This is a genomic window from Pedococcus sp., from assembly GCF_036554925.1.
Taxonomy (GTDB): domain Bacteria; phylum Actinomycetota; class Actinomycetes; order Actinomycetales; family Dermatophilaceae; genus Pedococcus_A.
In genome coordinates, this window is record NZ_DATBMI010000045.1 from 20007 (window position 1) to 45029 (window position 25023).

Genomic DNA, 25023 nt, shown 5'->3' on the forward strand with positions numbered 1-25023 from the left:
GGACGAGGGTCGGGCAGCGCCCGGCCTAGACCTCGTCGAGCAGCGGGCCGTCGAGCGGCGGGAGGGCCCTCGGGTCGTCCGCGGTGAGCCGCTCGATGTAGCGCAGGACGTTGTCGTGACGGCCGTTCTTGAGCGTGACCGCCACACGCGGGTCCTCGCTGGCGAGGCTCTGGATGAACGCGAGCCGCTCGGGATCGGTGATGCCGCGTGCAGCCCACTCCGGGTCCTCGGGTGCCCAGTAGTCGGTGACGAACTCCGCCGGCGCCGTGGTGTCGAGGTCGAAGTCGATCTCACTGTGCTGCTCGCGCACCCGGTCGGCGGGGAGGGCGGTGGCGTGCCACGTCCAGGCGCGGCTCCGCCCGATGGAACGCCGGAGCACGTCGCTGATCTGCTCCAGGCCCATGCCCTCCGGCCAGATGGTGTAGAGCAGGCCGTTCGTCCCCTCGGTCCACCCGTCGGTGCCCTCGGTCCAGGCGTCGGCGATCCGCTGCACCTCCTCGTCGGTGACCTGGTCGGTGTGCTCGGTCACCGTCAGGACCCGGTCGCACGGTGCCACGATGTCGACGATCTGCAGCGAACCGTGCCCGTCGACCGCGGCCCGCACCGTGTCACCGGTGGCGAGCGGGACGAAGAACGAGGAGTTCGCCAACCGGTACGTGCCGCCTCCGTCGTGGGCGTGGACCGGCTCGGCCCACATGCCCTCCGCCTCCGGCAGGTCGTCGCTCTCCCTGAAGCGAAGCCGCAGCTTCACGTAGTCCTCGGCCACGCGGCACACCTCTCTGGTGTCGATGAGGTGTCCAGCCTCGCACGGGGCGCCGACGGCGGACCTCCGCCGAACGGGCGGGGTGCTCAGGGCGGGGTGCTCAGGGCGGGGTGCTCAGGGCGGCGGGCCCGGCACGGCATCCCGGCCCCCTAGCCGGGACGGCTGCGCAGCCACTGCGAGGCGTCCGCAGCCCTCTCGCAGCGCCCCCGCCTACCGTCCTGCATCGACCACCGGACGAACGAGGAGAGGCCACGATGATGACAACGGTGACGCGCAGGAACGCAGTCGTGCGGGCAGGGATGGCCGCGGCAGCCTCCGGCCTGACCCTGCTGGGCATGGCGGTGCCGGCGAGCGCGGTCGACGGCTGGGTCTCGGCGGAGTCGCCGAACGGACAGGCGTACGGCAAGACCTACCTCAACTTCACCAGCTCGACCATGGTGCGGTTCGACGACATCTACCTCAACGACCGCTGCCCCGGCGACGACGTCCGCGCCCGGATCGAGCTGTACATCCGCCGCACCGGCGACACCGGGTGGCAGAAGGTCGGTGAGCGGGAGGACATCGGCGGCTGCGGCTCCGACCCGCTGCGCGACTCCACCTACTTCTCCTCGACGCTCGAGATCGACGATGCCGGCATCAAGGTCTGCAGCAAGGGCGGGTGCTCCCCCATGCAGTGGAACGACAACCCGCACTGGGTCGGCTGACCGGGCGCTGCTCGCCGCACGTCTCGAACCACACCTCCGGACCACCTCAGAGAAGGGCACCCTCATGCACGTCAGACACCACCGACGCCTCTGGGCCGCAGGGCTCGGCATGGCCGCGCTGCTGGCAGGCACCTCCACCCCCGCCTCCGCCAGCGACGCGACCGTCTCGCTGTACCACAACGGCGAGCTCAAGGCCCGGGGCACGTACGACGACCTGACCGACAACCTCTGCGTCAAGGTCTTCAACGGCGGCCAGAACTTCCTCGCGGACGTCGGCATCGGGCCCGTCAACGGCGACGGGCCGTCGTTCACGTGGGGCGCGTTCGGCGGCGACGGCTGGCAGTGCACCGGCAACCTGAGCATCCCCGAGGACCGCCGGTACGACATCCAGGTCCGCTGGCACAGCAACCCGGGCAACTTCTGGAAGTACTCCGGCAAGGTCGAGTTCTACACGTAGCCCCATGGCGGTGAGGCACCCCCGGAAGTAGCGTTGAGGGGTCGTCGACCTTGGGGGCCGCCATGTCCAGGGACGAGGGGTTTGAGCTCGACCTGCAGCAGCAGCGGGTGCTCTTCGGAGCGGGCCGGGTCGACGACGTCCCCGCCGAGGTCGACGCCCTCGGGCTGCGCGCCGTCGTCCTCATCGCGACGGCCTCCGCGAAGGGTGCGGCCGACCAGCTCTCCGAGCGCCTCGGCACGCAGGTCGTGGCCCGGGTGCACGAGGTGGTCCAGCACGTCCCGACCGCTGATGTCACCAGCACCACCGAGGTCGCCACCACCGCCGGCGCCGACGGGATCGTCACCGTCGGCGGCGGGTCGGCCACGGGGCTCGGCAAGGCGGTCGCCGTCGGGGCCGGTCTCCCCCTCGTCGCCATCCCCACGACGTATGCCGGGTCCGAGGCCACGACGGTCTACGGCGTCACCGGTGAGCACAAGCGAACGGCGCGGGACGTGCGGGCGCTCCCCCGCGTCGTCGTCTATGACGCCGAGCTCACCACGGGGATGCCGCGCCGGCTCACCGCCACGTCGGGCCTGAACGCCCTCGCCCACTGCGTCGAGGCGCTGTACGCACCCGGCGCCAACCCGGTGACCGACCTCCTCGCCCAGGAGGGGGCGCGCCAGCTGGCGGTCTCGCTCCCGGTCGCGGTCGAGGCGCCGCCCGGGTCGGAGACCGCGCTCACGGCCCGCGGCGAGGCCCTCTACGGCACCTACCTGGCCGGCTGGTCGATGGAGCAGGCCGGCACGGCGCTGCACCACACCCTCTGCCACGTCATCGGCGGGACGTACAGGGTGGACCACGGGGAGGTGCACGCCGTGCTGCTCCCCTACGTCGCGGCATACAACGCGCACGCCGCGCCTGCTGCGCTCGCCCTCGTGGCCCTGGCGCTGGGCGCACCGGACGCGGTGCTCGGACTGCGCTCCCTGGCCGAGCGCCTCGACGCCCCCACGGACCTCGCCTCGATCGGGCTCCCCGCCGACGTCCTCGACGAGGTCGCCGAGCGGGCCGTCGCCGCCGTCGGCGCGCGCAACCCGCGGCCGCCTGACGCGCCTTCGCTGCGTCGCCTCCTCGACGACGCCTACGCCGGGCGACCGCCCGGCACCTACTGAGACACCACCCCACAAGGGAGGAGACGGGCAATGAGCGGCTGGAACGCCATGACCTACGACGGCAAGGACACGATGCTGCGGGTCGTGCGCAGCGAGGCGGAGCAGTTCCTCGCGATGGTCGACAGCGACGAGGCCTGGGAGGCGCCGACCGGGGCCGGGCACTGGCAGGTCCGCGACGTCGTGGGCCACATCGTCGACACGACGGAGACGTACTTCGTGGCCTTCGACGCGGCACGCAGCGGCGCGGAGGTGCCGGCGGCATACGGCCTGCCCGGCATGGCAGCGCGCGCCGACAAGATGGCGACGGCGCTGCGCACCGAGCCGAGGGCGGCCCTGGTGGAGCGGCTGCGGGCGGACTTCGACACGATGATGCGGACCTTCGACGCGCTCACCGAGGACGACTGGACCAACCTCATCGTGTCGCACTTCTACATGGGTCCGCTGCCGTCGTTCTTCTACCCGGCGTTCCAGCTGATGGACTACGGAGTGCACTCGTGGGACGTGCGCGAGGGCACCGGGCGGGCGCACGCGCTCCACGGCGAGGTGGGCGACCTGCTGACGCCCTTCATGTTCGTGTTGTGGAAGTACACCGTCGCCGCGGCCGACATCGAGCCCGGCGAGGTCGGCATCCGGGTCACCAGTGGACCGAACGCCGGTGACACGCGGGTCTCGTTCGGCCCGAGCGGGATGGACTACGCGCCGGGCGACGTCTCGGACCTGACGGTGATCGAGTTCGACCCCGCGAGCTTCGTGCTCACGGCGTTCGGGCGGTGCAACGCCGGCGCGATCCGCGGCGACCGGGCGGTGGCCGACCGCTTCCTCAACCTCTTCTTCCGGATCTGACCCGTTCTCTCACAAGGGATTCCAAGGTGACGACATGACCGCAGAGCTCGACCTTGCCGCGATCGACCGCGAACGGGAGAGGATTCGCTCGACCTACCTGCTGGCCGACCGACCGGCGTCCTCGGCGCGAGGGTTGCACCACTTCGCGCTGCTGTGCTCCGACGTCGAGCGGACCGTGAAGTTCTACCAGGAGGTGCTGGAGTTCCCGCTCACCGAGATCTTCGAGAACCGGGACTACAAGGGCTCGAACCACTTCTTCTTCGACATCGGCAACGGGAACCTGCTGGCCTTCTTCGACCTGCCGGGGCTGGACCTCGGGCCGTATGCCGAGGTGCTCGGCGGGCTGCACCACCTCGCCATCTCGGTGGAGCCCGCGACGTGGGAACGGCTCAAGGGGAACCTCGCCACTGCGGGCGTGGAGTACCTGGAGGAGAGCGGGACCTCGATCTACTTCCGGGACCCCGACGGTGCGCGGATCGAGCTCATCGCCGACCCGCTGGGAGCGATGTACGGCACCACGGTGCTGTGAGCCCGGGGCTGCGCACCGAGTGCCCCTCGGAGTGGCCTCCCGGGTGACAGGGCCGGTCAGAACGGCATGGAGATGAACGGTGAGGAGTAGTCCTCCACCCGATCGAGGACCTCTGCCGCCTGCTGCGGTGTGAGGTCGACGCCGGCCCGCTCCGCCTCGACCATCTGGCGCAGCAGCCGCGTCTCGCCCGCCGTCGCGATGCCCGTGACCTGCGGGTAGGTCCCGAGCACCCATGCGACCGCCGCCGTGATGGCCTGCTGCTCGTCGAGCGGCAGGTACCAGGTGTCGTACCGCTGGGGCTCGCCCTCGCGCCAGTTGCGGCGGGCGATGGCCTTGATGGCCATCACCGCGGCGTCCGTCGCGGCCGCGGCCTCGAGCAGGCGGTCGAGGTCCGCCCGGTATGCCGGGTCGCCCGCCAGGCGGTAGCTCACCGGGGTGAGCACGCTGTCGAAGTCGAAGCGCCGCAAGGCTTCGGTGTGGACGGCGGGCGCAGCATGGGTGTGGCCCGTGATGCCGATCGCACCCGCCAGGCCCTCCTCCTTGGCGCGGACGGCAGCGGCCAGGCCACCACCCGGCGCGGTGAGCCGGTCGAGCGCGTCGAGGTCGCAGACCGCGTGGAGCTGGATGAGGTCGAGGTGGTCGGTCTGCAGGCGCTCGAGCGACTCGTTGACCTGCCGCCACACGGACTCCTCCTCGCGCTCTCCGGTCTTGCTCGCGAGAAAGATGTCGTCGCGGATCCGTGGCATCCACGGCCCGAGCCGGAGCTCGGCGTCCCCGTAGTCACGCGCCACGTCGAAGTGGTTGATGCCCGCGTCGAGTGCCTCCTGGATCGAGGCGTCCGCGCGGTCCTGGTCGACCTCGGAGAGTGAGGCCGCGCCGTAGATGAGGACCGAGCTGTGGTGTCCCATGCGTCCGAGTCGGCGGGTCTGCATGGCCACGAAACTACCCGGGCGCGTCGGTGCCCTCCAGCGCGTCGGCGATCGGGGTCTCCCCGTTGTTGAAGTCGATGGTCCGGCCGATGGTGGCGGGGTGGTCCAGGACGTATGCCGCGACCGCCGCCACATCGTCCCGGCTCACCTTCGTCGGGGTGACCCCCTCCCCTGTGGTGATCCGGCCGGTGCCCGGGTCGTCGGTCAGGCTGCTCGGGCCGAGGACGGTCCATTCGAGCCCGGTCTCGCGGAGGTGGCTGTCGGCGGCCGCCTTGGCCTCGGCGTAGGGGAAGAACGGGCTGTCCTTCGGGACACCGTGGTCCGGGCGGCGGTAGAAGTAGGACACCATCACATAGCGCGACGTCCCCGCTGTCGCCGCGGCGGCCATGGAGCGGATCGCGGCGTCGCGGTCGACCGCGTACGTCCTCGCGGGGTTGCCGCCGCCTGCACCCGCCGACCAGACGACGGCGTCCTGGCCTCTCAAGCGCTCGGCCATCTCGTCGGCGCCCAGCGTCTCGACATCGGCAACCAGGGCGGTGGCGCCCGTGGCCTCGACGTCGCTGGCGTGGTTGGGGTTCCGGATCCACGAGGTGACCTCGTGGCCCGACTCACTCAGGAGCCGGCCCAGCCGGAGCGCGACCTTGCCGTGGCCGCCGATGATCGTGATCGTCGCCATGGCGCCACCCTAGGCCGTCGCCGCGCGCGCGAGCAGACCCAGCGCAGGCCGCTGACCCCTCGCTGCTCGTCCCAGTGCCCGTCGTGCTGACCCGCGATGACGAGCTCGCGTTCGCCACCCGCTGACTGTGGGCACGCGGCACACCGGACCGCGCCGGCGTGAACTGCGCGCGACCGGTGACGGGGGCGGGGGTGGCCGCAGACAGGAGACACTGGCTGCGTGACCACTCGCGCCCCTCACCTCCAGCTCGACGGGCGAGGGCCGGTGTTGCTCGACGGCGGCATGTCCACCGCCCTCGAGGAGCGCGGCCACGACCTGTCGGACTCGCTCTGGACGGCACGGCTCCTCCGCGACGCCCCCGAGGAGGTCGCGGCGGTGCACCGCACCTACTTCGAGTCCGGCGCGCGGGTCGCCACCACCGCGACCTACCAGGCCAGCGTCGAGGGTTTCGTCGAGGCCGGGATGGAGCCGACCGAGGCCGAGCGGCTCATCAGGCTCGGGGTGCGGTTGGCCCGCGACGCGCGGGATGCCTGCTCTGGTGACGGCACGCTCAGGTGGGTGGCCGCGTCGGTGGGACCCTACGGCGCGGTCCTCGCCGACGGCTCGGAGTACCGCGGCAGCTACGGCATCTCGCGTGCCGCGCTGCGCGAGTTCCACCTCCCACGGCTGGAGCTGCTCGCGTCGGCGGAGCCGGACTTCTTCGCCGTCGAGACGATCCCGGACGTCCGCGAGGCCGAGGTGCTCGCGCCGCTGCTGGCCGAGCTGGGGGTCCCCGCGTGGTTCTCCTTCTCGTGCGATGGCCCGCTGACCAGGGCGGGGCAGCCACTCGTCGAGGCGTTCGCCGTCGCCGCGTCCGCCGGCCGGGTCTTCGCCGTCGGGGTCAACTGCTGCGCGCCGGCCGACGTCCTGCCGGCTGTGGAGATGGCCGCCCGCGTTGCTCACAGGCCGGTCGTGGCCTACCCCAACGGTGGGGCGGACTGGGATGCGATCAGCCATCGCTGGTCGAGTGGCCCGTCCTTCGAGCCGGGCGCCGCCGCGGCCTGGGTCGAGGCCGGGGCGGAATACGTCGGAGGCTGCTGTCAGGTGGGGCCTCGTGACATCGCCGCTCTCAGCGCAGCGCTTGCCCGTCTCTGAGCACCGCCAGCCCGGTCCTCGGGCCCAGGTCAGCCGTTCGGCTGAATCGTCCCCTTTGTCCCCGCACCGGGCGCCGTCACCACTCCAAGATGTCCGGGTGATGGCGGGGGCATTGCGGCGTGCGGGGCAGGGCCGACGGAGGGGCGAGCGCGGGTCGACCCGGGTCCGGGGGCTGCTGACAGCCATCGTCGTGGTGCTGGCGGTCGGAGTCGGCGCCAAGGTCTGGGGGCTGGCCGGGTGGGAGGGCGACCTGCCGCCGGACGACCCGACTGCCTACGCCTTCCTCCGCCTGCACGAGCGGACGCAGCAGCCCGTGGTCTGGGACCCGTGCCTGCCCATCCAGGTCGTCGTGAACGAGAAGAGCGCCCCGGAGGGCTCGGAGACCCTGCTCGCAGAGGCGATCGCGAGGGTGAGCGAGGCGAGCGGTCTGCGCCTGGAGGTCGTCGGCGCAACCCTCGAGGAGCCCGACCCCGAGCGCACGGCGCGCGAGCTGCGCAACGGCCGCCCCGGCGCGGGCAGGGCCCCGGTGCTGTTCGCGTGGACCACCCCCGACGTCGTGCCGCGGCTCGAGGGGACCGTCGCTGGGGTCGGCGGCCCGGTCACCCAGTTCGGCAACCGCTCCGACACGACCCGCTACATCGGCGGGTCCGTCTACCTCGACGGCCCGCAGCTCGCCCGGACACTGCGCCGCGACAACGGACATGCTGTTGCGCGCTCCATCGTCATGCACGAGCTGGCCCACCTCGTCGGCCTCGACCACGTCGAGAACACCAGGCAGGTCATGGCGCCGAAGGTGAACCCCCGGGTGACCGAGTTCGCCATGGGCGACCTGGCCGGGCTGCGCAGGCTCGGCTCGGGCGGCTGTCCCTACAGCGTGGGCTAGCGATCGCTCCCGGGACGGGCGAGACACTCCGAGATCCGCCTGCCGGGGCTGTCGATTCCGGGCAGGGCAGTTCGTGTAGGTGGTGAGCGGAGCCAAAGGGCGTTCCGCCGCAGCCGACGCAGTAGCGTCCTGACGGAGGAGACCATGATGAAGACCTACCTGATCACGCTGTACTCGCCTCCCGGCCCGCCGCCGGAGGACCTCGACCTCACGCAGGTCATGGCCGACCTCGAGGTGGTCAACGCCGACATCCGCGCAGCCGGCGGCTGGGTGTTCGCGGGCGGACTCGCCGACCAGGAGTCGGCCACGGTCATCCGCTGGGAGGGCAGGCCGGTCATGACCGACGGCCCCTTCCTGGAGGCCAAGGAGCACCTTGGCGGGCTGTCCATCGTGCGGGCCGACGACCTCGACATCGCCCTGGGCTGGGCGTCGCGGATCGCCGAGGCGACCGGGCTGCCGGTGGAGGTGCGCCCGTTCCAGGACGAGTACCAGGGCTGACCGTGGTGTCATCCGAACCAGGGCGGGTGGCCTCGGACGACATCGCCCGCGTCTTCCGGGAGGAGCACGGGCGGGCCGTCGCGGTCCTGATCCGCGTCCTCGGCGACATCGACCTCGCCGAGGATGCGGTCCAGGACGCGTTCACCGTGGCGGTCGAGCGCTGGCCCGCCGAGGGCCTGCCCCCCAGCCCGGCCGGGTGGATCATCACCACCGCCCGGAACCGGGCCATCGACCGGCTGCGCCGAGAGGCATCCCGCACCAGGCGGCATACCGAGGCACTGCTGCTCCACCCACCCGACCAGCCGAGGGAGGAGGAGGGTTCCGTGCGCGACGACAGGCTCCGGCTCATCTTCACCTGCTGCCACCCCGCGCTGGCGCAGCCGGCACAGGTGGCGCTGACCCTGCGGCTGCTCGGCGGCCTCAGCACGCCCGAGATCGCGCGAGCGTTCCTCGTGCCGGAGGCCACCCTGGCGCAGCGAATCGTCCGCGCCAAGAACAAGATCCGCGAGGCCGGCATCCCCTACCGCGTGCCACGCGACGCAGACCTGCCGGACCGGCTGGCCTCGGTGCTCGCGGTGGTGTACCTGGTCTTCACCGAGGGGCACACGGCCACGTCCGGCGAGCAGCTCGTGCGGGAGGACCTGTGCGCCGAGGCGATCCGGCTCGGCCGGCTGCTCGTCGAGCTCATGCCGGACGAGCCCGAAGCGCGGGGGCTGCTCGCCCTGATGCTGCTGACCGACGCGCGTCGCGCCGCCCGCGCCGGGGCTGACGGCGAGCTGGTGCTGCTTGCCGACCAGGACCGCTCGCGCTGGGACCGCGCGCAGATCGCCGAGGGGCACGACCTGGTGCGAGAGTGCCTGCGCCGCAACGCACCCGGTCCCTACCAGCTGCAGGCAGCGATCAACGCCGTGCACACCGATGCCGACTCCGTCGGCGACACCGACTGGGAGCAGGTCCTCCAGCTCTACGACCAGCTGCTGGCCGTCACGCCCACCCCTGTCGTCGCGCTCAACCGAGCCGTCGCCGTCGCCGAGACCGACGGTCCGGCGGCCGCGCTGGGCATCGTCGACGAGCTCGACCTGACGGCCTTCCATGCCTTCCACGCGGTGCGGGCAGACCTGCTGCGGCGCCTCGGGCGTGACGAGGATGCCGCCCGGGCCTACGAAGCCGCTCTCGCGCTCGCCGACAACGAGCCAGAACGCCGCTTCCTGGCCCGGCAGCTGGGGGCGCTGCGGACGCGATGACCCGAAGCGAGCCGGTGGGCCAGACTGGGGCGCATGCCCGACTCCCAGCCCGCGGCGGACGCCACGCCCAGCGACGCCACGCCCAGCGACGCCACGCCCAGCGACGACGTCAGTGGCGGCACTGCAGACCTTGGTGACCTCGTCATCGTCGTCGCCGGTGCCGGTGGTGCAGCCGGCCCGCCCCTGGTGACGCGCCTGGCCCGCGCGGGGGCCACCGTGGTCGCGCTCGACACCTCGCAGGGCCGCCTCGACGAGGTGGTGGCCGACGCGCGAGCCGCCTCCGGCTCCGACCGGGTCGAGGGCCGCGTGGTCGACCTGCTCGACCCCACCGCCACCGCGGACCTCGCCGCCGACGTGCACGCCCGGCACGGCCGGGTGGACGGGCTGGCCCACCTCGTCGGTGGCTGGCGTGGTGGCGTGCACCTCGCCGAGGAGCCGCTCGAGGACTGGGACTGGCTGCACGACCTGCTGGTGCGCACCCTCATCCACACCTCGCGCGCGTTCCACGACACCCTGCGCGCGAGCCCACGCGGCCGGCTCGTCGTGATCTCGACCGTCCAGGCCCAGGCACCGGTGGCCACCAACGCCATGTATGCCGCGGCGAAGGCCGCGGCTGAGGCGTGGACGCTCGCGGTCGCGGACTCCTTCGCCGGGACTGGGGCGGCCGCGGTGATCCTGCCCATCAAGGCCCTGCTCACCCCCGCCATGCGCGAGGCCGAGCCCGACGCGGCGTTCGACGGGTTCACCGACGTCGCCGACCTCGCCGACACCATCCACGACCTCTGGCTCCGGCCCGCCCGGGACCTCAACGGAAAGCGCATCAGCTGACCATCCCGCCACCCCGCCACCCCTGCCGTCCCCCGGCTGGCCCCTCGCCCGTGGGTCCGGCCCCGCGATGCAGGACTCCCGACAGCTCTGGCCGCGCGCCCCTCCGCCTGCTCGGGGCGCCGCGTACGTCCCTCACGTCCCCATCGCGACGCGACCGGCGCCCCGGCCACGTTGCCGCCCCTCGGGGTCGGGTGTAGCGTCCGCGAATCCGGACAATCTCGTCCGAAACCCTCGGTCGAGGCACTCCAGATCACCCGCGACGCCGTACGGCGCCGGGTTCCTGCTCGGGGTCGGAGGACGATGATGTCTCGCTCGATCGTGGTCGCCATCAGTGCACTGGCGCTCGGAACCTCGCTCCTGGCGGCGCAGCCGCCCGCCAGCGCCGCTCCCGACCTCGCCCCAGCCGCCCCGGTCGGCACGGCCGCGGCTGCGGCGGGTGACGAGCTGTCGGTCACGAGCCGCCTGGCCGACCGCCGACAGGTCGCCGCCGGGACCCGGGCCCAGTCGCTGGGCTTCCAGGACGGCCGCTTCTACGCCAACGGCTGGCACATCACCGGCGAGATGGGCGGGGTCTGGACGCCCCCCATGAAGATGGTCGACGGCGTGTGGTTCGGGCTCGACGGGCAGTGGGTCGGGCCGGCGACGAGGTTCACCAGTGGCTGGGGTTACAGCAGCTACGACCTGCCCGACACCGCCGGTCTGCAGCTCTCCCGGACCGACTTCGTGCCCGACGGCACCCGCGCGGCCCTCTACGGCCTCACCATCACCAACCCGGGTGCGGCGCGCACGACGACCCTGTCGGTCGACGCGCACTCCGAGCTCATGGGCCAGTACCCGTGGGGCTTCGACGGGGTGACCCCCAACGCCAGCGACAACCGGCCGGACACGGGTGCCTTCGACGGCGAGAGCCTCGTCTTCCGCGACCAGGGGTCGCTGCCAGGGGCGCCCGCCCACGACTACGCCGCGATCGTGGGGACGGCCGAGACGCCGGCGTCCGGTCAGGTCGGCGACCAGTTCTGGGGTGCCCAGTCCGGCCGCCGGTGCACCGGCGCCGAGCCCGGCGCACCGGCCGAGCCCAAGCCGTCCCAGTGCGACGACGGGCCGTTCGGCAAGGGCACGGGCGGACGGCTCACCTACGAGCTCGCCCTGCCGGCCGGTGGGTCGAAGACCGTCTGGCTGGCCGTTGCCGGCTCAGACCGGGGCGTCGACGCGGCGAGGGGTGAGCTCGCGAAGGCACTCACGGACCCGGGCGCCCAGCTCGAGGAGAAGAAGTCGTCGCGCGAGGCGCTGTCCAGGATGACCCAGCTGTCCCTGCCCGGCGACCCGCTCGTGCAGGACGCCGTCGAGTGGGGCAAGCAGAACCTCGCCGACCTCACCCAGACGGCCACCGACCTCCAGATCCGGTGGACCAACCAGGGCAAGCAGTTCCCGCCGCCGTCGGGCACCGTCGACGAGGTGACCTGGGTGGGCGCCGGGTACCCCGACTACCCCTGGCTCTTCGGCACGGATGCCGAGTACACGGCATACGCCTCGGTCTCGGTGGGCCAGTTCGAGGCGATCAGGGAGCACCTGCGGGCGCTGCGCGACATCTCCGACCTCCTCAACGACCGGTCCGGCGTCGTGACCCACGAGGTGGTGGCTGACGGGTCCATCTGGTTCGGGCACGACTCGCGGCGCACCAACCCGGACGGCACGACGGCATACGACTTCAACACCGACGAGACCGTGAAGTTCCCGAGCACGGTGGCGCTGCTGTGGCGGTGGACCGGCGACGACGGGTTCCGCGACGAGATGTACGACTTCTCGGTGCGCAACCTGCGCTACGTGGTGGAGACCCTCGACGAGGACGGCGACGGGTGGCCCGAGGGTCTGGGCAACGTCGAGCGCGGGGGCATGGGCGAGGAGAAGCTCGACAACACCGTCTACCTCATCCGCGGGCTCTACGACCTCGCCGACATGGCGAGGTCGAAGCACGACGGCCGCACCTTCGCGTGGGCGCAGAACCTCGCGCGGAAGCTGCACCAGCGGTTCGACGGGGCGTGGTGGTTCGACCAGGCGTCCCAGTACGCGGACTCCCTCGTCGACCCGGGCAACGAGCAGTCGTTCCAGAAGCACTGGATCGGGCAGACGCCGATGGAGGCGGAGCTGCGGGTCGGTGGCCGCACGGTGCCCGGGATCGCGCCGTACGCCCACGGTGACGCCGCGCTGGCCGGGCGCGAGGACGCCTGCTACAGCGGGACGCCGCCCTTCAACCCGGGGCTGTTCCACACCGGCTGTGGTGGCGGCGCGAACGGCCAGGGCGAGCGGACCGTCTTCGGCCTGACCACATCGATCCAGTCGATCGGCGAGGGCAACTACGGGCGGCTCGGGCCGGGTCAGCAGCAGCGGTACACGCACGCCCTCGCGTCACCGATGTTCGCCCAGCCCGCGACCGGCGGGACGCCGGACGAGCAGCCGGGCGCAATGCCGGAGATCTTCGCCTCCCCCGACCAGGGCCCCAACATCGACCGCTGCTGGACGTGCCGCTCGATGTTCATGCAGTCGTGGGGCAACTACGGCACGGCGTGGGCGGTCGTGCACCAGTGGCTCGGCGTGCAGCCCGACCTCGGCAACGGCCGGCTCGTGGTGGTGCCGCAGGTGCCGGCCGGCCAGAGCGAGGTGGCGGGTGAACGGATCCGGCTGGGCCGGGGGTCCGTCGCCGTGCGGGCGACGCACACCGGGTCGCGGTACACCACGGTGCTCGACGCGCCCAGATCGGTACGCGCCGACAAGGTCGTCGTCGGGCACACGCTGCCGCGCGGGTCGACGGTGAGCCGGGTCCAGCTCGACGGGCGGGCGGTCCGCAACTACTCGGTGCGAACGACCAACCGTGGCGTCGAGGTCACCGTGCCGACGACGTCCGGTTCGCACAGGCTCGTGGTGGTCACCGACTGAGTGACCAGCGACCGGTATGCCGGGTGGTCACCGCGCGTGGTGACCACCCGGTGTCCGTCTCACAGGGGGCCAGGCGAGGCCCGGCAGGGCCTCTCGTTCAGGTGGGAAGACCGGCGGCAAGCCGGCCGAGCGCGTCCTCCCAGTGCTGCCGGTCGCCGCGCGGGTCGTCGGCGATGCCGCGGCCCTCGTGGAAGACCTCCACCCTGGTGCCGTCGCCGTCAGGGCGCAGCTGGACGTCGAGCATGCTCAGCGGGCCGTCCTCGTGGGGGTGCCAGGTCACCCTGACCTGCTCGACGGGGTGCCAGCTGCGGACCACGCCGTAGGAGCCGTCCGCTGCCCGCCAGGGCTCGCCCTTGTTGCGGATGCGAGCACCGTCGCCGAGCAGCGCCTCGGTGCCGCTGGGACTGATCAGGTGCTCCCAGACCTTCGCAGCCGGGGCAGCGACCGACAGGCTGGCGTGCACGCCCACCGCCGGTCCCCCGGCCTCGTCTTCTTCGGGAGGTGACTGGACCTCACTGCTCATGGAGACCTCCTTCTGGGGCCGCCCCGAGTGGGCGGACCCACGAGGACAGTCGACCAAGCGGAGGGCCCTCCCGGCAACAGGTCGGACCCCCGGATCGGCCAGCGGTCCGACCTCGAGGGTCAGCCGGTCGGCATCTGGACGACGCCGATGACGACACGTGAGTCGTTGGCCCCTACCACCGGCCATCGGGCCGGGTCGACGCTGGCCGGGTGGGCGCCCGGCCCCGTGGCGCCCCGCGTGGAGGTGTTCCCGATGACGACCGTCCCGCAGCCGGCGCCCGGCCTCACGACCCCGGCCACACCGGCCAGCACCCGGTTGCAGCAGGTGCTCCTCGCCTGCGGCCTGGTCTCCTCCGTGCTGTGGCCGCTGACCGCCGAGACGCTGGCTGCACTGCTCTACGACGCCTACGACTCCCGGTCCCAGACGATCAGTGAGCTGTCGGCGATCGGCGCACCCACCCGCGCGCTCATGACGGTGGAGGGTGCGCTGTACTCGGCGCTGCTGGTCGCCTTCGGCCTCGGCGTCTGGCGGGCCGCTGTGGGCAACCGCCCGCTGCGCGTCACCGGTGCGCTCCTGTTCGCCTACGGCGCCATGGGTCCGCTGTGGTACCCGTTCCCCATCTCGGCGAGGGCGGACATCGAGCCCAACGCACCCATGGGCCTCACCGATGTCATGCACATCGTCCTCGGAGCGGCCGACACGGTGCTGATCCTGTCGATGCTGGGCTTCGGGGCCATGGCTCTGGGCCGGAGGTTCCGCATCTACTCCCTGCTCACCCTCGTGGTCGTGGTGGCCTTCGGGGTGCTGACCTTCGGCTCCGTCCCCCAGATGGCGGCGGGCGAGCCCACCCCGTGGCTCGGGGTCGTCGAGCGCACCTACCTCGGTGCGTTCCTGCTGTGGGTCGCCGTGCTGTCCGTGACGCTGTTGAGGTCCTCGACGCCGCCGAGATCGTCAACGGACCGCGACCGCAGGTGACCGGAGCCGGCGCCCGCCCCGCGGCACACCCCCGCCCGCCACGCGGCACACGCCCCGTCCGTCACGCGGCACACGCCCCGTCCGTCACGCGGCGCACCCCCGCCCGCACGGATCGTCGGCGTCGGTGTCAGCCGCGGGTGGCTGGGAGGATGCGGCCGCGGGCCTCCCCGAACCCGATCCGCGACCCACCGGCCCCGGGTGCGGACGCCGTCAGCACCACCTCGTCGCCGTCCTCGAGGAAGGTGCGGGTCTCCCCGGCCACGTGGACCGGCTCCGTGCCGCCCCAGGTGAGCTCGATGAAGGCACCGCGGGTGTCCTTCCCCGGCCCCGAGATGGTCCCCGAGGCGAACAGGTCGCCGGTGCGGGTGGAGGCGCCGTTCACCGTCAGGTGCGCGAGCATCTGTGCCGGCGACCAGTACATCTCGCGGTAGGGCGGACGCGTGACGACCTCACCGTTCCACGCGACCTCGAGGTCGACGTCCAGCCCCCACGGCTCCTCGGCAGCGAGGTAGGGCAGCGGCTGCGGGTGCTGCTGCGGCGCGGGCACCTTGGCCTCCTGCAGGGCGAGCAGCGGCACCACCCACGGCGCGATCGTCGAGGCGAACGACTTGCCCAGGTTCGGCCCGAGCGGCACGTACTCCCACGCCTGGATGTCGCGGGCCGACCAGTCGTTGAAGAGCACGACCCCGAAGAGGTGCCGCTCGGCCTCCTCCACCGGGATCGGCTCGCCGAGTGCCGACCCAGTCCCGACGATGAACCCGAGCTCGGCCTCGATGTCGAGCCGGGTGCTGGGGCCGAACGACGGAGCGTCGTCAGACGGAGCCCTGCGCTGGCCGGAGGGGCGCACGATGCCGGTGCCCGACACGACGATGGTCCCCGCGCGGCCGTGGTAGCCGATGGGCAGGTGCTTCCAGTTCGGCGTGAGCGGGTCGGGGTTCTCCGGCCGGAAGAGCCGGCCCAGGTTCGAGGCGTGGTGCTCCGAGGCGTAGAAGTCGACATAGTCGGCGACCTCCACGGGCAGGTGCAGGGTGACGTCCGCCAGGGGGAAGAGCACCTCGTCGGGCACCGCCTGCGCCAGCCGGTCACGGATCTCGGCGCGCACCCGCACCCACTTCTCGTACCCCTGGCCCATGAAGGCGTTGAGGCTCGGCCGGGCGAACACCTCGTCCCCCAAGAGCCCGGCCAGATCGACGACGGTGTCGCCGAGCCGGGTGGCGACCCGTGGCGCGGAGCCGTCGACGGAGTAGACGCCGTAGGGCAGGTTGTCCAGTCCGTAGAGGGAGTGGGCGGAAACGGTCACCACGGTCATGCGGGCACTCCTTCAGCGGCCTCGAGGAGGCCGAGGGCGTAGAGGTCGGACGCGGGGTCGTCGATGCTGCAGGTGCCGACCGACCGGAAGACCGAGCGCACCTGCTCGGCCTGCCCCACGGGCCAGGCGCCGAGCGACGCGGCCAGCCCGGCGCCGTCTCGGTCTGCCAGGACGACGGCCGCCTCGCTGGCGTCGGCACCCTCGAGGGCGGCTGCGACCGCCACGAGCATGTTGACGAAGCCGTGCTGCTCGAATCCCGTGGCGGCGTCGGTGTTCCGCACCGCGTGGTGCAGTCCCGCGGTCGCCTTGAACGGCACCCCGGCCCGCACCAGGGCGACGATGGCGGAGCCCAGCTCCGCGGCATCCGGGTAGAGGTCAGCGCGGACGCCACCGGTGCGCAGCTTGGCGAGGTATGCCGTGCCGGCCAGCTCGTCGATGAGGGCGCCGCGCCGCTCGTCGCGGGGCAGCTCCACGAAGACCGTCGCGCGGCTGCCGTCGGCAGCGCGTCCGAGGTCCCCCCGCAGGGCCAGGTCGAGAGTCGGCACGACGTCCTCCGCAGCGACCACCCCCGCGGGCACCCCCACCTCGACCGCGCGGACGTCGAGGGCAGGGATCCGGGCCGCCGCCTCGAGGGACGCGCGCACGGCCCCCGGCCCTGGCACGGTCACCGCCACCTCGAAGGACCGTGGCGGCCGACCCTGGAGCAGCCCAGCCAGGGCCGGCAGGGAGGAGGACGCCACGACGAACGGGCCGACGAGGGGGCCGCGCGCCGACTCCAGGTGTGCCAGGTGCGCTGGAACGGCCTGCGCCAGGGGCACGGAGCCCGGTGGGAAGAGCGCCGCGTCGTCGAGGAACCGCGTGAACAGGCGCATCTCAGCCCTCCCCCAGCCGGCGGCCACCGGACCACGAGTAGGCGTACGCCGCGTCATCGGTGGCTCGGGCTCCCTCACCGAGCTCGAGCGGGCGGAACGTGTCGACCATGACGGCGAGCTCGTCGAAGAACTCGGCGCCGAGCGAGCGCTCCATCGCGCCGGGCTGCGGCCCGTGCGGGTGGCCGCCCGGGTGCAGCGAGATCGAGCCCTGGGTGATGCCCGAGCCCTTGCGGGCCTCGTAGTCGCCGCCGCAGTAGAACATCACCTCGTCGGAGTCGACGTTGGAGTGGTAGTAGGGCACGGGCACGGCGAGCGGGTGGTAGTCGACCTTGCGGGGCACGAAGTTGCAGATGACGAAGTTCCAGCCCTCGAAGACCTGGTGCGCCGGCGGGGGCTGGTGCACGCGGCCGGTGATCGGCTCGTAGTCGCTGATGTTGAACGCGTAGGGGTAGAGGCAGCCGTCCCAGCCGACCACGTCGAACGGGTGCTGCGGGTAGACGTGCACCGTGCCGGCGATGCCGCCCGGGCCCGGACCGCGGTGCTTGATGAGGACCTCGACGTCGTCGCCCTCGACGACCGTCGGCGCCGACGGCCCACGCAGGTCACGCTCGCAGTAGGGCGCGTGCTCGAGGAGCTGCCCGTACTTCGACAGGAACCGTTTCGGCGGCCCGATGTGCGAGTTCGCCTCGATCGCGTAGAGGCGCACCGGCACCGCACCCGTGGGGACCACCCGGTGGGTCGTGGCGCGCGGGATGACGACGTAGTCGCCCTCGCCGACCTCGAGGTCGCCGAACAGCGTCTCCACGGTGGCGGCACCCGACTCGACGTAGAGGCACTCGTCACCGATCGCGTTGCGGTACAACGGGCTCGGCGCGTCCGCCACGACGTAGGCGAGTCGCACGTCTCCGTTCCCCAGAAGCAGCCGCCGCCCGGTCACGGCGTCCACGCCGGTCACACCGTCCTCGAAGAGCTCGTGCGTCGAGAGGTGCCGCGGCGCGAGGGGGTGGTTGGGCACCAGGCTCTGGTCGGGCAGCTCCCACGGGCGCACGTCGACGACGGCCGAGGGGATGTTGACGTGGTAGAGCAGGGAGGAGTCGGAGGAGAACCCCTCCTCCCCCATCAGCTCCTCGTAGTAGAGCCCGCCCTGGGGGGTGCGGTGCTGGGTGTGGCGCTTGGGCGGGATGCTCCCCGCGCTGCGGTAGTAGGGCATGTCGTCTCCTCGTTCTCGTCAGCGCACCGAGGCCGCGGTCGCCACGGCCTGCGCGAAGTCGTCGGTGGACACCTGGTCGCCGAGCAGCAGCGCCAGCCGGGCCAGGAAGCCCTCGCGGTCGTCGGACGGCACCGCGTTGATGCCGTCGGAGAGGGCCAGCCAGGCGGACTCGCGGCGCGCCTCGTCGGCGGGCACGGCCACCACCTCGTCAGCGGCGCCCTCGGGGCCCGCGGCCGGCACCCCGCCACCGAGGATGAGCTCGGGCAGGTCGGCCACCTCCTCGGCGCGGCCCCGCGCGAGCAACAGCCCGTCGGGTCGCACCACGAGGACCTCCCCCGGCGCGGCTCCCCAGGCACCGGCCAGCGCGCCGTCGCCGTCGTCGACGACGGTGACGTATGCCGCGGCGGCCGGCGCACGGCATACCAGCGCCATGGTCGCGTCCTCCGGCGCGAAGGTGGAGGCGAGGGCGTCCCGGAGCCTCGATGCGGCCTCCACACCGGAAGCGTCGAGGTCGACTCCGAGGACGGCGAAGCCCGTGCCGCGCAGCTCGCCGAGCGAGCTCTCCTTGCCGTCGGCGAGGACGACGCGGCGGTCCTCGACCGGGTCGCCGGGCAGCAGGCCCACGAATGGCGCCGACGGCGGACCGGGCACGGTGAGAGGTGACCGCCGTGCGTGGGTGGCGCTGGACTGGCGGGGGTTGATGAGGTGGCTGAACTCCGGCCGCGCGGTGGCCAGGGCCAGCAGGGCGTCGCGCGTGGTGCGGTGGCCGTGGCTGCCGGGCGTCATGATGAGCGTCGACTTGCCCGCGTTGGCCACGTTCTGGCGCCAGGCGTCGTGCCGCTCGGCCGAGTAGGCCTGCAGCAGAGCACGATCCGCGCCGGCGGTCAGCACCGCGGAGAGCATCCAGGTGAGCGTCTCGGCGTCCTCCATGCCGGAGTTGAGGCCGCGCACGCCGAAGATGGGCACGAGGTGGGCGGCGTCCCCGGCGAACAGCACGCGGTCGTGGACGAAGCTGTCGAGGGCGAGCGCGTGCGCCTTGTAGAAGCCGTGCCACTCCAGCGTCCACGGGCGGTCGTCGCCGAGCCAGGCCAGGTGGCTGGCGATGCGGGCTCGGATGCGCTCCTCGCGGGTCTCGACCTCGGCGTCCTCGCTGGGGTCGAGCTGGTAGTCGATGCGCCAGATGTCGTTCGGCTGGCGGTGCATGATGACGGTGGAGCCGGGGTTGCTCGGCGGGTCGAACCAGACCATCCGCTCGGCGGGCAGCTCACTGCTCCAGTGGATGTCGGCGATGACGTAGCGCCCCTCGTAGCTGGTCCCCTGCAGCCCCACCCCGACGAGGTCGCGCACGACACTGCGCCCGCCGTCGGCGGCGACGACCCACTGCGCGCGCAGGGTGCGCGGCCCGTCGACGGTCTCGACGGTGACGGTGGCCTCGTCGGCGTCCTGGGTCAGGCCCGTGACGGCAGCGCCCCAGTGCAGGGTGACCAGCGGGTGCGCCTCCAGGGCGTCGGCCATCACCTGCTCGAGCTCGGACTGCGAGACGTTGACCATCGGGCCGCGCACGTCGTGCTCGTCGTGCTTCATGAGGAAGTGCAGCACCTGCTCGTCGCGGTGGAAGCTGCGACCGCCCTGCCAGGGCAGGACGAGATCGGTCAGCTGCTCGCCCACGCCGAGGCGGTCGGCCACCTCGAGGGTGTGCCGCGAGACGCAGATCGCGCGGCTGCCGAAGGAGACCTGGGTGGCGGCCTCGAGCACGGTGACCCGGATGCCGCGCTGGGCCAGGCCGAGCGCCACGGCCATACCGACCGGTCCGGCACCGACGACCACGACCGGCAGGGTCGGCGCGTCGGCAGCCAGTGAGTCGAAGGTGGAGGGTGCGTACGGGCGCGGTTGGTAGTAGGGCGAGTTCGTCATCTCAGCGCTCCACGACGGCGGGCTGGGGATCGGAGGTGCAGTCCGCAGGGGAGGCGGGCTGACCGGCATACGTCTCCTCGGCCACGTGGGGGCGGCGCAGGAGCACGAGGGTGCAGGCGAGGCTGACCAGGCTGACGGCCACGAAGTAGGCGGTGATGGCGGTGGTGCTGCCGAAGCTGGCGTACAGCCAGGTCGCCACGAACGGTGCGATCCCGCCGCCGAGGATCGCGCCGACCTGGTAGCCGAGCGAGGCGCCGGAGTAGCGCACGTGGGCCGGGAAGAGCTCGGCGAAGAGCGCGGACTGCGGGCCGACCGTGCTGCCGAGCACGAACGCGAGCAGCAGCATCGCGCCGAGCATGACCGGGACGGTGGCCGTGTCGAGCAGGGTGAAGAACACCGCGGAGACCACGAGCAGGGCGACGGTCGAGGTGACGTAGACGCGGCGGCGGCCGAGGCGGTCGGAGAGGTGGGCGGACAGGCCCATGCCGAACATCCAGACGGGGCAGGAGGCGATGAGCAGGGCGAGCATGGTGCCGCGGCTGAAGCCGAGCTCCTTGGTGCCGTAGGAGAGCACGAAGACCATGAACACGTAGGCGATGCCGTTGGTGGCGATGAAGGTGCCGCCGGCGAGCAGGACGGTCCTCCAGCTCTTGGTGAGCACCTCGAGGATGGGGATGCGGGTGATGCGGTCCTCCTGCTCGACCGCCGTGAAGGCGGGGCTCTCCATGACACCGAGGCGGATCCACATGGCCGCCCCCACGAGCGTGGCGCTGAGGAGGAAGGGCACTCGCCAGCCCCACGAGGTGAACTGCTGCTCGGTCATGAGCTGGGTGCACAGCAGGAAGACGACGTTGGCGAGGATGACGCCGGCGGGGACGCCCATCTGCGGCGCCGAGCCGTACAGGCCGGCCCTGCCCCTGGGCGCGTGCTCGGTGGCCATGAGCACCGCGCCACCCCACTCACCGCCGACGCCGACGCCCTGGAGGAATCGAAGCAGGACCAGGAGGATCGGTGCCCAGACGCCGATGCTCGCGTAGTTCGGGAGCAGTCCGATGCCGACCGTGGCGACGCCCATCGTCAGCAGGGACGTCACGAGCATCGACTTGCGCCCGGTCCTGTCGCCGAAGTGCCCCATGATCACGCCACCGAACGGTCGGGCGACGAAGCCGACGGCCAGGGTGGCGAAGGCTGCGAGGGTGCCGGCGAGGTCGGAGCCGCTGGGGAAGAACTGCGGGCCGAAGACCAGGGCCGCAGCCGTCCCGTAGATGAAGAAGTCGTACCACTCGATCGCGGTGCCGACGAAGCTGCTCGCCACCGCGCGGGTGGCGCTCACCCGGTCGCCCGTCCGTCCTGCACCGGAGGGAGCCACCGGGCCTGTGGTCCCGGAGCCCCGGGCTGGGTTCGGCCCGGTGGCCGGGGTGGCCTGGTCGACGCTGACCGTGGATGCCATCGGTGTGCCTCTCTGGAGGGGATCGGCGGGCCGGCATCGGCGCCGGTGCCGTTCGCTCCAGAGTGAGGGCAGCCGCTAGCGTTGAAAAGCAGAGGTTTTCTGCATGGATCCTCAGGATTTCCGAGGTATGCCGAGTCGTCCCTCCTCCGCGACCCGCACGGCGAGCGTGATGAAGTTGCGCGCGGCCCGGCTGAGCAGGGAGTCCGGTGGCCACACGACCTCGACGGCCACCGCAGGCAGCGACGGCACACCGATGTCCTTGACCACCACGGGGTGCCCCTCATAGGTGACGCTGGCACTCGGGCGCTGGAGCAGCAGGGTCCAGCCGAAGCCGCGGCCGACGAACGAGCGGGCGGTCTCGTAGGTGCGGGCCCGGTAGACGACGTGAGGGGTGAATCCCGCTCTGGCGCAACAGAAGTAGGCATGGTTGGCGCTCGGGGCGGTGTCGAGCAGCACCATCGGGTCGTTCCTGAGGTGGCCGAGGTCGATGGGGCCGTTGCTCTCGGCGAGCCGGTGCGAGGCCGGCAGCACCGCGCGCGGCGGCAGCTCGGCGAGGCGGGCGGACTGCCACGTCGGGTCGAGGTCGAGGTCGTACATGATCGCGAGGTCGAGCTCACCGCTCTCGAGCCGCCGGGTGAGCTCGTCCTGGGTGTTCTCGTTGACCTCGACCCGGGCGTCGGGGTGGCTGGTCGTGAACTCGCTGACCAGCACGGGCAGGACCGTGGGCGCCAGGCTCGGGTAGCAGCCGACGCGGACCAGTCCCGTCACGCCCCGCTCCTCGCCGCGGGCGTCGGCCTCGAGCTCACCGGCCTGGTGCAGCAGGTACTTGGCCCGGGACAGGACGGCCTCCCCGGTCGGGGTGAGGCTGACGCCCTTGGCCTTGCGGCGCCTGAGCAGCTGGCTCTGCAGGGCCCGCTCGAGCTCGGTGACGGAGGCGGAGAGCGCCGAGGGCGAGACGTGCAGCCGCTCGGCCGCGCCGCTGATGGTGCCGGCCTCCGCCACGGCGACGAAGGCGGCCAGCTGGTTCATCGTGAACGCCGGTGCGCCCTCAGCCTTTGCCACGCTGCGACGCTATCCCACGGGTGTCCACGGAGGCTCTGCTGTTGTGGCTGCGCTGCTGTGGACAGCCGCGACCCACGTCGGTCAAGTCCCCCGCCGGTGCCTTTCCTGGACTGTGCCGCCAGACCACGGAAGTGCGCTGATGACCGACTACTGAGCTGGCTGGCGAGCCTGGACGAGAAGCAGCTCGCCGCCCTCCTCGAGAACCGTCCCGAGGTGCTGAGGGGCGGGCCCGCGTCGGATCTCGCCGCGGTGGCATCGCGCCTGTCTCAGCCCGAGGCCATGGCCACCGCGCTGCTCCACCAGCCCCGCCCGGCCCTCCAGGTGCTCACCGCCCTGCTCGTGGCGGGTGGCACCACCTCGGTCTCCCGCCCAGCCTGGGCCTCTGTCGACCCGGCTGAATGGCCGTGGGGACGTGAGCGCGGCGTGCGCGCAGGCCGCAGACCCCGCCGTCGCTGGCGGGGTCTGGGGCGGGGTCATGGTCGGGGCGGGCCGGACGCGCCGAGTGCCTCGCCACCCCGGTGGTCGCAGGGCGCGGCGCTCGTCACGGCAACCGCCCTCGCGGCACCCGCAGTCGCCGCACCCGCGGCTGCGCGGGACGCCCGCCAAGCGGCAAGGCGGGTGGCGTAGGAACCCGGGGTGAGGTCCCACTGCACGGAGGGTCCACGGGGGCCGTAGACGACCTCACCGGCGTACCGGTTGCTGTGCACCACGGTGTGGTGGGCTCGGCAGAGCAGGGCGGCGTTCCAGATGTCCGTGGGTCCGTCGTCGAGCCAGTGGATGAGGTGGTGTGCGTCCGCCCATCCGCACGGCTTCGAGCAACCCGGGAAGGTGCAGTGCCGGTCCCGCATCCACAGATGACGGATCTGGGCACGGTTGAAGAGGCGCGCGGCCATGCCCTGGTCGAGCACCTCACCGTTGGAGCCCAGGACCATCGGGATGAGCTGGGCGTCGCACGCCATCCGGCGCACCGTCTCGACGGTCAGCAGGTCACCGGTCATGGTGAGCCCGCCACCGCGACAACGGCCCTGCAGCACATCGAGCCCGATCGTCACCACCAGGCTCGTCTTCGCCTGGCGCGGAACCCCGTCCGGCGCACCGACCGCCCGTGTCACCAGGTCGAGCAGCGCGTCGGCCCGTCGTGCCGCCGGAGTCCGGGAGTCATGCTTGCCCGTGTCCTCGTCGGGCTTCGGTCTGGCGAGCACGTCGATGGCGGCGTCGAGAACCGCCGCACCCTCCTCGTCGAGCATCATCGTGTAGCGGCTCATGCCCATCGGCCCCCGGCTCTTGACCAGGGAGCGGTGTGCTCGTCGGACGTCGGCGTCATGCTCCACGAGTCGGTCGGGACGCATGACGTCGGCAGCGTGCCGCAGGGCCGTGGCGAGCTGCTTCTCGCTCAGCCCGTCGTGGCCGCGAGCGCTGTGCAGCAGGATGGCCGTGCCGCTCTCCAGCTCGTCAGGATCAGCCATGCCCCGGACTCCTTGGTGGAACCTGACGATCTGTGCCGCCTTCTCCACGGGCAGCGCGTTCGACTGGTCTGCACCTGCGCCCTGCGCGACCGCGTCGACCACCTCCGCCATCCTGCGCTCATCTGCTACGCCGGCGACCGTGTTGAGGTCCAAGAGCTTGCGCGCCGAGAGGCCGGGCGCCTTGGCGCGAGCCCAGTCCACCGGCCCCCAGCCGTCGCCGGCTCCGAGGCTTCGCCGCTTGGCTTCGGCCAGCACTGCAACGAGGTTGGCGTCGACACCGGTGGCCAGCTGGCCGAGCACCATGATGCAGTCTGCAACCTCTTCGTCCGACAGCGTCCAGATCCGTTCGGGCGACGCGCTCGCCAAGACGTCGCGAGCAACCGAGGCGGCAGCAAGCACTGGGCGAGCGTCCGGCTGGGCGGCACTCGTCGCGTCATGAGGTGCAACTGCCATGGAGACCAACCTAGATCCCACCACCGACAGCCGTCTTTGCCGGTGGGTGATCAATTCCGTTGCGGCACAAGCGCATACAGCACACGTAGCGGCAAGCTGTCGACGCGACCCTGTGGAGGGCGTGACCGCGGAATCATCGCTGTGGACAGCCCATGAGCGAAGGAATATCCGGTGGCCAGCTGATCACCATGGGGTCATCCCGAGCACGACCGTCTCGCC

At 72.2% G+C, this 25023-nt stretch carries 23 protein-coding genes; 12 read left to right on the top strand and 11 right to left on the bottom strand.

Annotation, left to right across the window (positions count from 1 at the left end; all coding sequences use genetic code 11):
* Positions 1-25: 25 nt before the first annotated feature.
* Positions 26-766, bottom strand: a complete 741-nt coding sequence (locus tag VIB11_RS03215; RefSeq protein ID WP_332028297.1) for a hypothetical protein — start codon at positions 764-766, stop codon at positions 26-28.
* 263 nt (positions 767-1029) lie between these two features.
* Here VIB11_RS03215 and VIB11_RS03220 point away from each other — a divergent pair, with 263 nt between their 5' ends.
* The 5 genes from VIB11_RS03220 to VIB11_RS03240 all read left to right on the top strand — a co-directional run bounded on the left by VIB11_RS03220 (position 1030) and on the right by VIB11_RS03240 (position 4444).
* Positions 1030-1467: a hypothetical protein gene (locus VIB11_RS03220; RefSeq protein WP_332028298.1), complete on the top strand. Its 438-nt coding sequence runs from the start codon at positions 1030-1032 to the stop codon at positions 1465-1467.
* Between the two features lie 64 nt (positions 1468-1531).
* Positions 1532-1924: a hypothetical protein gene (locus VIB11_RS03225; protein ID WP_332028300.1), complete on the top strand. Its 393-nt coding sequence runs from the start codon at positions 1532-1534 to the stop codon at positions 1922-1924.
* 62 nt (positions 1925-1986) lie between these two features.
* On the top strand, positions 1987-3072 hold the full coding sequence (locus VIB11_RS03230; protein ID WP_332028302.1) for a maleylacetate reductase: 1086 nt from the start codon (positions 1987-1989) through the stop codon (positions 3070-3072).
* A 30-nt stretch (positions 3073-3102) separates the two neighbouring features.
* The gene (locus VIB11_RS03235) at positions 3103-3915 is read left to right on the top strand and encodes a maleylpyruvate isomerase N-terminal domain-containing protein (protein ID WP_332028304.1); all 813 of its coding nucleotides are present in this window, start codon (positions 3103-3105) and stop codon (positions 3913-3915) included.
* A gap of 34 nt (positions 3916-3949) precedes the next feature.
* Positions 3950-4444, top strand: coding sequence for a VOC family protein (locus VIB11_RS03240; RefSeq protein ID WP_332028306.1), 495 nt, complete (start codon positions 3950-3952; stop codon positions 4442-4444).
* 56 nt (positions 4445-4500) lie between these two features.
* Here VIB11_RS03240 and VIB11_RS03245 read toward each other — a convergent pair whose 3' ends face one another.
* Together VIB11_RS03245 and VIB11_RS03250 are read right to left on the bottom strand one after the other, a co-directional pair.
* A complete protein-coding gene (locus VIB11_RS03245) occupies positions 4501-5352 on the bottom strand; it encodes an aldo/keto reductase (protein ID WP_332028308.1) in 852 nt (283 codons plus the stop codon).
* Between the two features lie 34 nt (positions 5353-5386).
* A complete protein-coding gene (locus VIB11_RS03250; RefSeq protein ID WP_332028310.1) occupies positions 5387-6049 on the bottom strand; it encodes an SDR family oxidoreductase in 663 nt (220 codons plus the stop codon).
* A 219-nt stretch (positions 6050-6268) separates the two neighbouring features.
* On the opposite strand from VIB11_RS03250, the gene mmuM reads away from it, so the two are divergent.
* From mmuM to VIB11_RS03280, 6 genes are all read left to right on the top strand, one after another.
* Entirely contained in the window at positions 6269-7183 is a 915-nt protein-coding gene (gene mmuM / locus VIB11_RS03255) for a homocysteine S-methyltransferase (RefSeq protein WP_332028312.1), read from the top strand.
* Between the two features lie 100 nt (positions 7184-7283).
* Entirely contained in the window at positions 7284-8066 is a 783-nt protein-coding gene (locus VIB11_RS03260) for a matrixin family metalloprotease (RefSeq protein WP_332028314.1), read from the top strand.
* 147 nt (positions 8067-8213) lie between these two features.
* The gene (locus tag VIB11_RS03265; protein ID WP_332028316.1) at positions 8214-8564 is read left to right on the top strand and encodes a YciI family protein; all 351 of its coding nucleotides are present in this window, start codon (positions 8214-8216) and stop codon (positions 8562-8564) included.
* Between the two features lie 26 nt (positions 8565-8590).
* Positions 8591-9808 (top strand): RNA polymerase sigma factor, encoded by a 1218-nt coding sequence (locus VIB11_RS03270; protein ID WP_332028318.1) that lies wholly within the window; start codon positions 8591-8593, stop codon positions 9806-9808.
* A 33-nt stretch (positions 9809-9841) separates the two neighbouring features.
* Positions 9842-10636, top strand: coding sequence for an SDR family oxidoreductase (locus tag VIB11_RS03275; protein ID WP_332028320.1), 795 nt, complete (start codon positions 9842-9844; stop codon positions 10634-10636).
* A gap of 300 nt (positions 10637-10936) precedes the next feature.
* Positions 10937-13570 (top strand): hypothetical protein, encoded by a 2634-nt coding sequence (locus tag VIB11_RS03280; RefSeq protein WP_332028322.1) that lies wholly within the window; start codon positions 10937-10939, stop codon positions 13568-13570.
* A gap of 97 nt (positions 13571-13667) precedes the next feature.
* Here VIB11_RS03280 and VIB11_RS03285 read toward each other — a convergent pair whose 3' ends face one another.
* Positions 13668-14093 (bottom strand): SRPBCC domain-containing protein, encoded by a 426-nt coding sequence (locus VIB11_RS03285; RefSeq protein ID WP_332028324.1) that lies wholly within the window; start codon positions 14091-14093, stop codon positions 13668-13670.
* 252 nt (positions 14094-14345) lie between these two features.
* Between VIB11_RS03285 and VIB11_RS03290 the strand changes: the two genes are divergently transcribed.
* Positions 14346-15068, top strand: a complete 723-nt coding sequence (locus tag VIB11_RS03290) for a DUF998 domain-containing protein (RefSeq protein ID WP_332028326.1) — start codon at positions 14346-14348, stop codon at positions 15066-15068.
* A 127-nt stretch (positions 15069-15195) separates the two neighbouring features.
* Here VIB11_RS03290 and fahA read toward each other — a convergent pair whose 3' ends face one another.
* The 7 genes from fahA to VIB11_RS03325 form a co-directional block, all read right to left on the bottom strand.
* Entirely contained in the window at positions 15196-16377 is a 1182-nt protein-coding gene (fahA, locus tag VIB11_RS03295) for a fumarylacetoacetase (protein WP_332028328.1), read from the bottom strand.
* Positions 16374-17249 carry a hypothetical protein gene (locus VIB11_RS03300; RefSeq protein WP_332028330.1) on the bottom strand — a complete coding sequence of 292 codons (876 nt, stop codon included), beginning with the start codon at positions 17247-17249 and terminating at the stop codon, positions 16374-16376. The genes fahA and VIB11_RS03300 overlap by 4 nt, the downstream gene beginning before the upstream one ends.
* Before the next feature lies 1 nt (position 17250).
* Entirely contained in the window at positions 17251-18459 is a 1209-nt protein-coding gene (locus VIB11_RS03305; RefSeq protein WP_332028332.1) for a homogentisate 1,2-dioxygenase, read from the bottom strand.
* 18 nt (positions 18460-18477) lie between these two features.
* Entirely contained in the window at positions 18478-20373 is a 1896-nt protein-coding gene (locus VIB11_RS03310) for an FAD-dependent oxidoreductase (RefSeq protein WP_332028334.1), read from the bottom strand.
* Between the two features lies 1 nt (position 20374).
* Positions 20375-21823: an MFS transporter gene (locus VIB11_RS03315; protein ID WP_332028336.1), complete on the bottom strand. Its 1449-nt coding sequence runs from the start codon at positions 21821-21823 to the stop codon at positions 20375-20377.
* 111 nt (positions 21824-21934) lie between these two features.
* Positions 21935-22885 (bottom strand): LysR substrate-binding domain-containing protein, encoded by a 951-nt coding sequence (locus VIB11_RS03320; protein WP_332028338.1) that lies wholly within the window; start codon positions 22883-22885, stop codon positions 21935-21937.
* A 473-nt stretch (positions 22886-23358) separates the two neighbouring features.
* Positions 23359-24654, bottom strand: a complete 1296-nt coding sequence (locus tag VIB11_RS03325) for an HNH endonuclease signature motif containing protein (protein WP_332028340.1) — start codon at positions 24652-24654, stop codon at positions 23359-23361.
* Between the last annotated feature and the right edge of the window lie 369 nt (positions 24655-25023).

Coding starts and splice junctions, on each gene's coding strand:
- VIB11_RS03225 (WP_332028300.1), top strand. CDS start 1,532: ATGCACGTCAGACACCACCGACGCCTCTGGGCCGCAGGGCTCGGCATG.
- VIB11_RS03230 (WP_332028302.1), top strand. CDS start 1,987: ATGTCCAGGGACGAGGGGTTTGAGCTCGACCTGCAGCAGCAGCGGGTG.
- VIB11_RS03235 (WP_332028304.1), top strand. CDS start 3,103: ATGAGCGGCTGGAACGCCATGACCTACGACGGCAAGGACACGATGCTG.
- VIB11_RS03240 (WP_332028306.1), top strand. CDS start 3,950: ATGACCGCAGAGCTCGACCTTGCCGCGATCGACCGCGAACGGGAGAGG.
- VIB11_RS03245 (WP_332028308.1), bottom strand. CDS start 5,352: ATGGGACACCACAGCTCGGTCCTCATCTACGGCGCGGCCTCACTCTCC.
- VIB11_RS03250 (WP_332028310.1), bottom strand. CDS start 6,049: ATGGCGACGATCACGATCATCGGCGGCCACGGCAAGGTCGCGCTCCGG.
- VIB11_RS03260 (WP_332028314.1), top strand. CDS start 7,284: ATGGCGGGGGCATTGCGGCGTGCGGGGCAGGGCCGACGGAGGGGCGAG.
- VIB11_RS03265 (WP_332028316.1), top strand. CDS start 8,214: ATGAAGACCTACCTGATCACGCTGTACTCGCCTCCCGGCCCGCCGCCG.
- VIB11_RS03275 (WP_332028320.1), top strand. CDS start 9,842: ATGCCCGACTCCCAGCCCGCGGCGGACGCCACGCCCAGCGACGCCACG.
- VIB11_RS03280 (WP_332028322.1), top strand. CDS start 10,937: ATGATGTCTCGCTCGATCGTGGTCGCCATCAGTGCACTGGCGCTCGGA.
- VIB11_RS03285 (WP_332028324.1), bottom strand. CDS start 14,093: ATGAGCAGTGAGGTCCAGTCACCTCCCGAAGAAGACGAGGCCGGGGGA.
- VIB11_RS03290 (WP_332028326.1), top strand. CDS start 14,346: ATGACGACCGTCCCGCAGCCGGCGCCCGGCCTCACGACCCCGGCCACA.
- fahA (WP_332028328.1), bottom strand. CDS start 16,377: ATGACCGTGGTGACCGTTTCCGCCCACTCCCTCTACGGACTGGACAAC.
- VIB11_RS03300 (WP_332028330.1), bottom strand. CDS start 17,249: ATGCGCCTGTTCACGCGGTTCCTCGACGACGCGGCGCTCTTCCCACCG.
- VIB11_RS03305 (WP_332028332.1), bottom strand. CDS start 18,459: ATGCCCTACTACCGCAGCGCGGGGAGCATCCCGCCCAAGCGCCACACC.
- VIB11_RS03310 (WP_332028334.1), bottom strand. CDS start 20,373: ATGACGAACTCGCCCTACTACCAACCGCGCCCGTACGCACCCTCCACC.
- VIB11_RS03315 (WP_332028336.1), bottom strand. CDS start 21,823: ATGGCATCCACGGTCAGCGTCGACCAGGCCACCCCGGCCACCGGGCCG.
- VIB11_RS03325 (WP_332028340.1), bottom strand. CDS start 24,654: ATGGTGCTCGGCCAGCTGGCCACCGGTGTCGACGCCAACCTCGTTGCA.